Annotated in this window: 10 protein-coding genes; 4 read left to right on the forward strand and 6 right to left on the reverse strand. The window is 72.5% G+C overall.

The genetic code is table 11. The features are described 5' to 3' along the window. The coding region (locus tag IT293_06535; protein MCC6764302.1) for a hypothetical protein at nucleotides 1-146 on the reverse strand (146 nt) is incomplete at its 3' end. After that, entirely contained in the window at nucleotides 143-1,630 is a 1,488-nt protein-coding gene (locus tag IT293_06540) for a radical SAM protein (protein ID MCC6764303.1), read from the reverse strand. The genes IT293_06535 and IT293_06540, both read right to left, overlap by 4 nt. A gap of 113 nt (nucleotides 1,631-1,743) precedes the next feature. Here IT293_06540 and IT293_06545 point away from each other — a divergent pair, with 113 nt between their 5' ends. Then, on the forward strand, nucleotides 1,744-2,121 hold the full coding sequence (locus tag IT293_06545) for a DoxX family protein (protein ID MCC6764304.1): 378 nt from the start codon (nucleotides 1,744-1,746) through the stop codon (nucleotides 2,119-2,121). Between the two features lie 78 nt (nucleotides 2,122-2,199). On the opposite strand, the gene IT293_06550 is transcribed toward IT293_06545, so the two are convergent. Both IT293_06550 and IT293_06555 read right to left on the reverse strand, forming a co-directional pair. Further along, a complete protein-coding gene (locus IT293_06550; GenBank protein ID MCC6764305.1) occupies nucleotides 2,200-2,724 on the reverse strand; it encodes a hypothetical protein in 525 nt (174 codons plus the stop codon). Between the two features lie 66 nt (nucleotides 2,725-2,790). Continuing rightward, nucleotides 2,791-3,768 (reverse strand): fatty acid desaturase, encoded by a 978-nt coding sequence (locus IT293_06555; GenBank protein MCC6764306.1) that lies wholly within the window; start codon nucleotides 3,766-3,768, stop codon nucleotides 2,791-2,793. On the opposite strand from IT293_06555, the gene IT293_06560 reads away from it, so the two are divergent. After that, a complete protein-coding gene (locus IT293_06560; protein ID MCC6764307.1) occupies nucleotides 3,710-6,451 on the forward strand; it encodes a hypothetical protein in 2,742 nt (913 codons plus the stop codon). The genes IT293_06555 and IT293_06560 overlap by 59 nt on opposite strands. A 78-nt stretch (nucleotides 6,452-6,529) precedes the next feature. Beyond that, nucleotides 6,530-7,975 (forward strand): oligosaccharide flippase family protein, encoded by a 1,446-nt coding sequence (locus IT293_06565; protein ID MCC6764308.1) that lies wholly within the window; start codon nucleotides 6,530-6,532, stop codon nucleotides 7,973-7,975. 34 nt (nucleotides 7,976-8,009) lie between these two features. On the opposite strand, the gene IT293_06570 is transcribed toward IT293_06565, so the two are convergent. Both IT293_06570 and IT293_06575 read right to left on the reverse strand, forming a co-directional pair. Next, complete coding sequence (locus tag IT293_06570; protein MCC6764309.1) at nucleotides 8,010-9,008, reverse strand: flippase-like domain-containing protein; 999 nt, start codon at nucleotides 9,006-9,008, stop codon at nucleotides 8,010-8,012. A gap of 4 nt (nucleotides 9,009-9,012) precedes the next feature. Next, complete coding sequence (locus tag IT293_06575; GenBank protein MCC6764310.1) at nucleotides 9,013-9,849, reverse strand: polysaccharide deacetylase family protein; 837 nt, start codon at nucleotides 9,847-9,849, stop codon at nucleotides 9,013-9,015. Between the two features lie 160 nt (nucleotides 9,850-10,009). Here IT293_06575 and IT293_06580 point away from each other — a divergent pair. Next, a partial coding sequence (locus IT293_06580; protein MCC6764311.1) for a phenylacetate--CoA ligase family protein occupies nucleotides 10,010-11,292 on the forward strand: 1,283 nt, incomplete at its 3' end.

Here is an 11,292-nt window from a genome sequence, read left to right on the forward strand (position 1 = left end):
CCGACGCAGAGGAAGATGATCGCGGCGATCCACGGCGGCGAGTACCGCTTCCACCACTCGGGGCCGTAGACGCTCCCGAGGTAGGCGAACTTCCTCCACCACAGGCCGTCGAAGCGGAGCGCGCGAACGAGAGAGCCGATCGTCACGGAGCGGCAGCCAGAGGGGTGTCGGAAGCAGGATGAGCGGCGGCGGCGCGCTCGCCGCGGCGCGCCCGCGCGCCGGCGACGTACTTGCGGGCGTATCCGAGGAAGCGGGGGATGTAGCTCGGCTGCGCGGCGAAGGAGCGCGCGAGGCCCCAGAGCACGCGCGGGCGCGTGTAGAAGGCGCGGTAGCAGCGCGCGAAGTACTCCTCGAGGATCTCTTCGGTGAGCCCGTTCGGGATGAAGGTGAAGTTCATCGCGTTCATCCGCTCCCAGTCCTCGGTGAACGTGCCGTGCTGATGGATCGTGGAATACGCCGGGGTGCCGGGGTAGGGCGTGAACTTCGTCACCTGCGCGACGTCGAGGTCGGCCTCCTCGAGGAACGCGCGAGTCTCCTCCATGCTCTCGACGGTCTCGGTCGGGTGACCGAGCATGAGGTAGCCCTTGGCGCGGATACCGGCCTCGCGAGTCATGCGGAGCGTCTCGCGCAGGCGCGGCAGCTTCACCTCGTGCTTCACGACGTTCAGGACGCGCTGCGACCCCGACTCGACGCCGTAGGCGATCTGCCAGCAGCCCGCCCGCTTCATGAGCTTCATCGTGTCGAGGTCGAGGAGATTCGGGTGGCTGTTGCAGCTCCACGTGAACGGCAGCCTGGCGCGGATCATCGCTTCGCAGAGCTCGACGACGCGCTTCTTCTTCACGGTGAAGAGGTCGTCGTAGAACATCACGTGGCGGGTGCCGCGCCCGGCGAGCATGCGGCACATCTCCATCACGTACTCGACGCCGTGATAGCGCCCGAGCTTCCCGGACGTGGAGCGGTCGCAGAATGCGCAGGAGAACGGGCAGCCGCGCGACGTGACCAGGGTCGCCATCGGCGTGCAGCGATAGTTGAAGATCGACGGGCCGAAGCGGTGCGGGAACGCGCCGCCGAGGACCTCCCACGCGGGGAAGGGCAGCGCGTCGAGATCGTCGATGTAGGGCGCGCGGCAGTTGGCGTGGACGGCGCCGTCGCCGTCGCGGCCGACGACGCCCGGGAGGGTCCGGGTCGGGGCGCCGCCCGCCAGCGCGTCGAGGAGCGCGAAGAAGGCGATCTCGCCTTCGCCGGAGATGCCGTAGTCGAACTCCGGGAACGCCGCGAGCGTCGCTTCCGGAACCGCGCTCACGTGCGGACCGCCGACGACGATCGTCACGTGCGGCAGCTTCTCCTTCACGGCGGCGGCGATGCGGGCGCCGTTGCGGATCGAGATCGTGGTGGCGGAGATGCCGAGCACGTCGGGGGCGAACGCGGCGACGTGCTCCGTCGCCTCGGCGAGCGTGATGCCGCCGCCCTTGGCGTCGACGATCGCGACCTCGTGCCCGCGCCGTTTCGCGACCGCCGCGAGCACGAGCACGCCCCAACCCGTGACGCTCTCCTCGCCGTCGCGGATCCGATCCATCGCTCGATCCCAGAAGACGTACGGCGGTTCGAGGAGGACGATCCGCTGCGGCATGGGGCCGGGTCTAGCAGAGCGATCCGGCGTCTGCCACCGAGGATTCGATCGCGTGCGCGCCCGTTTGCGACGCGCCGCCGCGTCGGGCTATCCCGCACGCGAGGAGGTGGCATGTGGAGTTCATACGCGCGCGGGAAGCCGAGAGCTACGCAATCCTGCGGATCGTAACCGGGTTCCTCTTCCAGTGGCACGGCATGCAGAAGCTCTTCGATTTTCCGCAGCCGATGCCGGAGGGCGTGCCGGCCGTCATCATCTGGGTCGCGGGTCCGCTCGAGCTCTTCGGGGGCTTGTTCGTCATGGTCGGTTTCTTCGCGCGGCCGGTCGCGTTCGTGATGAGCGGCCTCATGGCCTTCGCCTACTGGATGGGGCACGGCACCCAGGCGCTCCTGCCGTCGATGAACGGCGGCGAGCTTGCCGCGCTCTACTGCTTCCTCTTCCTGTTCATCAGCGCGCGAGGCTCGGGGATCTGGAGTCTCGACGGCGGCGACTGACGCGACGCTCCTCGCGACATCCGCGAGGAGCGTCGCCCGGCTCCGCCGCGAGCGCGGGGCACGCGCCGCTCCTACGGACTACGCCGGGTCGATGGTCGGCGGCCGGGGGCGGTGGTCGTCCTCGTCGTCGTCGGGCGCGATCTCGAGGTGGAAGCGGTGCAGGAAGTGTTTGACCGCCGGCGCCATGACGATGCCCACGGCCGAGACGAACGCGACGCCGCTGAAGATCGCGTAGAGCGAGGCGAAGATCTTCGCGGCGTCGGTCCGCAACGGATCGACGGGTCCCATGCCCGAGAGGATCATCGACGCGTTCAAGAGCGCATCGACCCAGCCGAGGCCCGCGAGCAGGTGGTAGCCGACGACCCCGATGCCGAGGGCGCCGAGGATCAGCGCGCCGCCGAGGATCCCGTGGCGCGCGATGCGCGGCAGCAGCTCGCGCGCCGACAGGAGCGGCTTGTGGCGACGCCGCATCACGCCGCCACCATGTGGAGCGCCGTCGGCGCGGCGGCTGCCGGCGGCGAGGAGACCCCGGGCGCAAACGGCGACGAGCGGACCGGACGCGACATGGTGCGCCCCGTACCAGGCGCTCCGCCGCTTCGCCATGGGCGGGGACCATAGAAGCGTCGCCGCGCCTCGCTCAACGGTGGCCCCGGCGCGCCGCGGGAGGCGCTACGAGGCCTCGGCCGCCTCGGGCGCGAACGGGCCGAGCCGTCGTCGTGCGAGCTCCGCGGTGAGAAGCGTCCGCAGGCGCTTGCGCGCGAAGAGCGTCAGCAGCGTCGTGCCGAAGTAGCCGTACGGCAGCTTCGGGCTCTCCTCGAAGTAGCGGAGCTGCTGGAACGGGCGCGACGCGTGGGCGTGGTGATCGGCGTGCCGGGAGAGACCGACCAGCGTGTAGAGCGTGAACCACGAATCGGTGTCCCACGAGTCGATGGTGCGCACGCGGCGGGTCGGCCGCTCGAGTCCCCAGTGCTCGAAGTAGTTGACGGCTTCGAGCAGGCGGATCGCGATCAGCGCCTGCAGGAGGAAGATCGCGAAGGCGCCCGGCCCGAGCATGACCAGGATCGCCAAGGCCGTGCCCCATCCGAGCGCGAGCCCGTGCACGACCCGGCTGCGGAGCAGGCGCGGATCCCACCACGCCATGTCGGCATCGCCGAGCCGCTTCGCTTCGAGCCGCCGGCGCTCCGGAACTGCGCCGGCACCGTGCGCAGGAAGAACCGGCCGGGGTGCTCGCCGAAGCGTGCCGTCGCCGGGTCGTCGGCGGTCCCGACCCGCAGGTGATGACCGCGCACGTGCTCGGTGTAGAAGTGCTCGTAGAGCGCCGAGGTCAGCATGAGCCGCCCGAGCTGCTGCATCGTCCGCGACGAGCGGTGGATGAGCTCGTGGGCGACGACGAAGCCGCAGTATCCCGAGTTGATGCCGACCAGGAGGAGGCCGACGAGCGTGTCGGCCGTGAAGAAGCCGTGGAGCGCCACCATCCGGACGAGGAGGGCCACGGCCGCGACCTGGAGCGCGAAGAGCATATCGAGACCGCTCGAGTCGCGCCGGCGCGGCTTGTCCGACCTGGTGCGCTGTGCGATGCGTGACCGCGATGATGCGCGGTCGCGCCCTCCTGGCGGCGGTCGTCGGCTGCGGCCTCTCCCTGGCGATCGCCGCCGGCGCGGCGGCGCGTCCCGACGACGGGTTGCCGGTCTACACCGTCGACGCGGCTCTCGATCCCGCGGCGCGCACGATCACCGGGACGGTGCAGGTGCGCGTCATCAATACGAGCGCCGCGCCGCTCGCCGATGTGGCGCTCGTGCTCTACCCGAACCGCTTCGCGACGCCCGATCCGGCGATCGACGACATCAATCGTCCGTTCGTCTATCCGCGCGAGGTCTTCGTCGCGGGCGGCGTCACGCTCGACGGGCTCGAGAGCGCGCCGACGGCGACGCCCGACGCGGCGTGGACGCCGCTCGGCGCCGGACGGCTCGAGGCGATCGGCCGCTTCGACGGGACGCTGCTGCGCGTCGCGCTGCCGGAGCCGCTGCCGCCCGGCGCCGCGGTGGCCGTGCGCGCGCGCTTCACGACCGTGATGCCCGAGCGTTACGGGGTCTTCGGCGTCGCCGACGGACGGGTCACTGCGCTCGACGGCTGGTTCCCGATGCTGCCCGCGCTCGCCGCCGACGGCCGGTGGGACCCGACGGTCCCGACCCGCCCGCCCGGCGTGCGCGGCCGTCTGCGCGCCCCGACGTCGTACCAGGTGCTGATCGGCGAGACGCTCGGCCCCGAGCCGCCCGCCGAGAGCTTCGATTTCGACGTGCCGGCGGGCTCGCCGCCGACGCTCTTCGCCGCCGAGGACTTCGCGCCGCACGGCCGCGACGTCGACCACGCGATCGTCGGCTACTTCGAGCTGCCGGCGCGCCGCGCGTTCGAGCTCTGGCCGGGCCAGGCGCGCCACGCGCGGGTGCTCGACGCGGTCGAGCGCATCCTGCGGGAGCGGCCCGCCGGCGTGCCGTTGCCGCGCAAGGCGATCGTTCTCGTCGAGGCGCCGCTCCGCCTCGAGCTCACGGCGCCCGGGGGTCCGAGCCTCGCCATCGTCTCGGACCGGACGCTCCGCGTGCATCGCCTGCTCCGCGACTTCCACGAGCGCGAGCTCGCGCAGGCGCTCTACGCCGCGATCCTCTGGGACGCGATCGCGCGGCGCGAGGCGCCCGCCGACGCGCCCTGGGTCGTCGAAGGCGTGAGCGCGGCGCTCGCCGATCGTTGGCTCGCGGCGGCGCACCCGGCGCACCGCACGGTCTACGATTGGATCGGCCTCTTCAACGTCTTCGCGATCGTCGACCGCTTCGAGTCGGCGCCGAAGCTGCCGTTCGCGGGCACGTTCTTTCCGGAGGAGCGTCATGCCTCGGTCCTGCGCGACGACCGCGAGAGCCTCGGCCGCGACCGTCCCCCGGGCCGCACGGTCTTCACCAAGCTCCGGAACGAGATCGGCATCCCGGCCTTCGATCGGGCGCTCGACGCCTACCTCGCCGATCCGCAGGGCGGCACGTTCCGCGCGGCGGCGGCGACCGCCGCGGGCCGCTCCGAGGATCGCGTCTTCGTCGACTGGACCGCGCCGTATCCGGAGCCGCTCGACTACGCGCTCGCCGACGTCGAGCTGAACGCGCCGGGAGCGCCCGGCACGAGCGCCTCCGCTGCGTCCGGCGACCGGGAGGACTGGGCGCAGCGTTTCAGCGTACTCCGCGAATCATCGCGCCCCGTTCGTGAGGTCGTCGAGGTCGAGGTGCGCGGGCGCGGCGGCGACGAGCGCGCGCGTCTCACCTGGAACGGCGACGGCGCGCGCGCCGACCTCTCGATCGCGACCCCGTGGCGGGCCCGGCGCGTGGTCCTCGATCCCGATCGCAAGCTCCTCGAGGACGAGCGCGTGAACGACGCCGTCCCGGGGTTCCCGCAGGTCGTGCTCGACAGCGCCGACGTCACGGTCACCTCGAGCCAGTTCGGCCTCTCGGGCCTCTTCGTCGCGCGCCGGCGCTACGACTACACGAAGGACCTCGGCCTGGTCGCGTATTTCTCGGACCGCAGCGTCGGCGTGCACGTCGGGCCGCGGCTTCATTTCGGTCCCCGCAACGACGCGACGACCTACCGCCACAACCTCTACGGGTACTACACCTTCGAGGCGCTACGCGGCGACTTCCGCGACGACTCGCGGCGCGGGCGCGGGGACGACGGCGTGCTCGCGGGCCTCGGGCTCCGCTACGACTACACGGACGAGTACGCCTGGGACAATCCGACCGATCAGACCAAGGTCCGGCTCTTCGGCGACTGGTTCGCGAGCGGGCTCGGCAGCTCGTACGACTACGTCGACTGGGGCGTCCGCGTGAGCACCGTGAAGCCGATCTTCACGCCGCGCACGCTCTTCGCGCTGCAGCTGATGAACGCGTGGAGCGCGCCGATCGACTCGCGCGTCCCGAATCAGGGCCGCTACGCGCTCGGCGGCGATCTCGGGGTGCGCGCCGTGCCGGTCGACGAGCGGCTCGGCGAGAACATCGCGCTCGCGCGCTTCGAGCTCCGGCAAACGATCTACCCCGAGGTCGACCACAACTTCTTCGACTGGGTGACCTTCCGCCACGGCCAGCTGCGGCTCTTTCTCGACGCGGGCCGGGTCGAGGATCGGCGCACCGCGCTCTATCGCCCGAGCGACTTCGCGCTCGGCGTCGGCGTCGGGGTCGCCGGCATGTACGACTTCATGGGGTTTTTCCCGTCGGTAGCGTATCTCGCGGTCGCGCAGCGGATCGACGACGTCGACGCGAGCGGCGTGCAATTCCTGTTCGGGACGCGGCAGGCGTTCTGATCCGTTCGGGCCGCCAGGGGCCCGCGGTCCTCCCGTCCACGGCGAGCGGCGGGGGCGAGTGTGATACACGCGTCGCGGATGGAGGCGCGGAGCGGCGCGGGAATCGCGCGGGACGCGGTCAGAGGCGGGGGGCTCCTCGGGCTCCGTCAGGTGTTCGCGCAGGCGCTGAACCTCGCGGGCTACGCGCTCCTCGCGCGTCTGCTCGGTCCGACCGAGATCGGCGTCCTCGGCATCGTGCTCTTCGTGTGTGGGTTCCTCGGAACGTGCGGCGGCGCGGGACTCCAGGCGAGCCTCATCCGCCTCCCGGACGAGCCGACGCCGGAGGAGTATCGCGCCGTCTTCACGCTTCAGGAGGCGATCATGGGCGTGATCGCGCTCGTCGCCGTCGTCGCCGCGCCGTGGCTCGCCGCGCTCTACGGTCGTCCCCCCGAGGAGGCGTGGCTCTTCCGGATGGTCGGCGTCGCGCTCGTCGTGACCTCCTTCCAGGCGATCCCGGCGGCGATGCTCGAGCGCCGTCTCGACTTCGGCAAGGTCGCGTTCGTCGAGGTCGCGCAGGCGCTCGCCTACAACGTCGTCGTCGTGGGGCTGGTGTGGGCGGGTTGGGGGACGGCGAGCTTCGGCGCCGCGCTCCTCGCGCGCGCCGCGACCGGCGCGTTGCTCGCGACCCTCGCGAGCCCGTGGTCGGCGCGGCCGCTCTGGGATTGGGAGCGGGCCCGGGGATTCCTCCGCATCGGCGCGCCGCTGCAGGGCACGGTGCTCGTCGGCCAGCTGAAGGACTCGATCACGCCCATCTTCATCGGCCTCGCGGCCGGCGCCGCGACGGTCGGCTACGTGCAGTGGGCGCAGACCCTCGCGACCGGTCCGCTCTGGGCGTCGATGGTGCTGAGCCGCGTCTACCTGCCGACCTTCGCGCGCGTGCAGCGCGAGCCGGCGAGGCTGGCCCGCTTCGTCGACGGCGCCGTACGTGCGGCCCACGCGCTCGTCGCGCCGGGGGCCGTGCTCCTGCTCGCGCTCGCCGAGCCGGTCACGCGGCTCGTGTTCGGTCCGCAGTGGCTGCCCGCGCTGCCGATCCTGCGCATCCTCTGGCTCGTGAATCTCGTCGTCCCGACGACGACGGCGGTGCTGGCGCTGCTCGCCGCGCTCGGCGACACGCGGACGAGCCTCCGCTTCGCGCTTCTCTGGCTCGCGACCACGTGGCTCTTCGGCGTGCCGGCCGTGCTCCTCGCCGGGGGGCTCGGCTACGCGCTCGCGAACGCCGCCGTGCTGGCGACGAACCTGTGGCTCTTCCGGGTCGCGCGCGAGCGCGCCGCGCTGCACCTGGCGTCGGCGACGATGCCGGTGTGGCTCTGGGCGGCGGCGGTCGGCGTCGCGGTGCACGTCACGGCGCGGCTCCGCCCGTGCGAGGGCCTCGCCGACCTCGCGACGTACCTCCTGGCCGGCGGCCTCCTCTACGCGGCCGGGCTCGCCGCGCTCGCGCCGAGCGAGCTCCGGCAGATGTGGCGGTGGGCGCGAGGACGCGCGTGAGCGCACCGTGGTCGGCCCGGCGGCTTTGCGCGCGTCACGCCGGCGTCCGCCGACCCGGCGCGGTCGCGAGGCAGGCGAGCCCGGCGAGGATCGCGACGGTCTCGGCGAGGCGGATCGCGACGGCGACGGCGAGGCCGATCGCGAGCGGCTCGCCGCCCACCGTGAAGACCCCGACCTGCGTCGCCTCGAGCGTGCCGAGCGACGCCGTCACCGGGACCGCGTGCGCGACGCCGATGCCCATCGAGCTCGAGAGCAGGAGCGGCAGCGGCACGCTGACCGCGAAGACCGCGAAGAGCGCGGCGAGCTCGACGAGGTGGAGCGCCTCGATCACGAGCGACACGCCGACCCCCGCGGGCACGAGCCGCGGGTGGGCGGCGACGACGTCGTGCATTGCCGCGTCGGCGCGCGCGGCGTGCCCGCGCGCCCACGCGCGCCAGCGCCGCGGCAGGAGGTGCAGCGGCGGCTCGAGGATCGGCACGAGCGCGGGCCGTCCCCGGATACCGCGCACGTAGATCGCCGCCAGCATCACGAGCCCGACGAGTGCGCTCGCGGCGGCGAAGAGCATGGCCGTGCCCGATCCCGCGCCGAGCGCGATCGCGCCCGCGATGCAGAGCGGCCCGACGATCATGTTGCCGGCGAGTTCGAGGGTGCGGTCGAGAGCCACGGCGCCCGCCGCTCGCGCGGTCGGCGTGCCGCTCGCCGCGAGGAGCTGGGCGCGCACCGGCTCGCCGCCGAGCGTCCCCGACGGGACGAGCGCCCCGACCGCGCGCGCCGCGAGCCAGAGGCGGGCGAGGCGCAGGAGCGGGAGCCGCGTGCCGAGCCGTCCGAGCACCATCTGCCAGCGGAGCGCGTGCAGCAGGACGGTCGCGAGCCAGAGCGCCAGCCAGAGCGGGATCGCCGCGACGACGATCCGCGGCGGCACCGGGCTCGTCGCCGCGAGCCGCCAGAGCACCCATGCCGCGCCCGCGCTCGCGAGCACCGGCAGGATGAGCCGGAGCGGCGCGCGGTCGCCGCTCGCGGCGGCCGGCGTCACGGCCTCAGGCGGCCAGCTCGTTCGCGTAGACTTCACGGATCGGCCGGAACGGGAAGGTCGCGAGCAGGCGCGTGAGCGCCGGCAGCGTGCGGGCGCGGCCGAGGCGCTTCCAGAGCCGGACGTGCCGCGGGGTCCCCGGGAGCGAGCGCGCCTCGGGATCGAGCTCCCACGGGTGGCAGTAGACGACCGCCGGTCCGACGGTCGTCTCGTGCGTGCGGAGGGCGTCTTCGACGACGCGATACGGGAGGAAGCGCAGGAGCGGACCGCCGCCGGCATAGGGAAGGTTCCAGCCGCCGAAGCGCTCGGCGAACGGCAGCGGGAATTCCCACACCCCGCACGGGTGGCGATAGGGCGCGCGCGGGATGCCGCGGCCGAGGTACGGCATCCATCGCACCGGCGCATAGCTCGTGTCGTAGCGTAGGCCGAGCTCCGCGAGCACGTCCATCGCCCAGAGGTCGCGGGCGCGCCGCAGGAAGTAGGGCGCCCGATACCCCGCGACCACGGCGCCGACGCAATCGCTCAGGATCGCGAGCGAGTCGCGCACGTCGGCGGCGAACTGCGCGCGGCTCTGCGTCGGCACCTGCCGGTGCGCATCGCCGTGGCTCGCGATCTCGTGACCGGCGGCGGCGATGCGCTTCACGAGATCGGGCTGCCGGCGCCCCACGTCGCCGAGCACGAAGAACGTCGCGCGCGCCCCTGCGTGCGCCAGCAGGTCGAGGATCAGGGCGACATCACTCGCCACCGTGCTCGGGAGGTCGTGCCAGTCGGCGCCGCGATCGGGGCGCCAGTCGTCGTGGAACCACTCTTCGACGTCGATGGTGAGCGCGTGCGCGACGGCCATGCACCCGCGAGCTTACGACATCGCTCCAGCGCGCGAAACGTTCGCGCCGCACGGTTGTCGGCCTCGGTCGAAGCGGCTAAGTCATGGCCTCCGTGGCTCCCGCGTTCTCGTCCTACGACGTCGTCGTGATCGGTGGTGGTCCCGCGGGCTCGGAGGTGGCGTGACCCCGCAGCGGTGGGCGCTCCTCCGCGGCGCGGTGGAGCGCGCCCGGAAGAGCGCGTGGTACGCGCGGACGCTCGCGGCGGCGCCGCTCGAGGACCCGGCGGACTTCGCGACGCTGCCGTTCACGCGCAAGCAGGACGTCATGGAGGCGAGCCCCTTCGGGATGCTCGCCGTACCGCCCGCGCACGCGTGGCACTATCACGAGTCGAGCGGCACCACGGGAAAGCCGGTGGCCACGTGGTGCGGGCTCACCGAGCTCACGCGGATGGCGTCGATCGTCACCGACGCGGTTCCCGAGCTCGGCGCCGACGAGGCGATGCTGCTGAACCGCTTTCCGTCCTTCGCGCCGGTCCATTTCTTGATGGAGGAGGTGCTGCGGCGGACGGGACGCTGCCACATCGCAGCCGGCAGCATGAGCTGGGACGTGCCGTTCGGGCGCGCGCTCGAGTTCATGCGGCAGCTGCCGGTGTCGGTCCTGGCGACCCTGCCGTTCGAGATGGTCCTGCTCCGCGAGGCGGGCCGGGAGCTCGGCATCGACGTCGTTCGCGAGTGCAAGAGCCTGAAGGCGGTGCTGCTCGGCGGCGCCGTTCTGCCGCCGGCCTTCAAGAAGTGGATCGCCGATGCGTGGCAGGTGCGCGTCGTCGAGATCTACGGTTCGAACGAGACGATGCTGCTCGCGATCGGCTGCACCGAGGGCGGTCTGCACCTCGCGACCGACCTCTTCGAGCACGAGCTCCTCGACCCCGCCACCATGACGCCGGTTCCCGCCGGGAGCCCCGGCGTCCTCACGATCACCTCGCTCGTCCACGAGGTGATGCCGCTCGTGCGCTACGTCACCGGCGACCTCGTCGAGATGTCGTCGATGCCGTGCCCCTGCGGGCGGAGCGCGCCGACGATCCGCGTTCTCGGGCGCGCGACCGAGATGATCGAGATGCGGGGTCGCGTCATCACGCCAGCCGATCTCGTCGACGCCTGCTACGAGTTCGTCGCGTCGGTCGGGGCGCGCGTCTTCTTCGTCGTGATCCTGAAGCGCGGCATCGAGGTGCTGGTCGAGACGACCCCGGAGAAGCCGGCGACGACCGCCCTCGAAGAGGTGCGGCTCGCCAATCGCCTCGGCGTGCCGGTCACCGTGCGGTGGCTGCCGGATGGCGACGTCTTCGATCGCGCCGCGCTCTTCCGCACACCGAAGATCTACAAGCCGGGGCAGGTGAGCGACTGGCGGGGCGAGGGGCGGAAGACGCTCACGGTCATGGAGGCGCTCCTCGAATGGCCGAAGTTCAG

Source organism: Deltaproteobacteria bacterium (assembly GCA_020848745.1).
GTDB lineage: Bacteria > Desulfobacterota > Binatia > UTPRO1 > UTPRO1 > UTPRO1.

Bases quoted from the DNA above. Each gene is read 5' to 3' on its own strand.
- IT293_06575 (MCC6764310.1), bottom strand. From the start codon at position 9,849: ATGGCCGTCGCGCACGCGCTCACCATCGACGTCGAAGAGTGGTTCCAC.
- IT293_06560 (MCC6764307.1), top strand. From the start codon at position 3,710: ATGATGCGCGGTCGCGCCCTCCTGGCGGCGGTCGTCGGCTGCGGCCTC.
- IT293_06540 (MCC6764303.1), bottom strand. From the start codon at position 1,630: ATGCCGCAGCGGATCGTCCTCCTCGAACCGCCGTACGTCTTCTGGGAT.
- IT293_06565 (MCC6764308.1), top strand. From the start codon at position 6,530: ATGGAGGCGCGGAGCGGCGCGGGAATCGCGCGGGACGCGGTCAGAGGC.
- IT293_06550 (MCC6764305.1), bottom strand. From the start codon at position 2,724: ATGGCGAAGCGGCGGAGCGCCTGGTACGGGGCGCACCATGTCGCGTCC.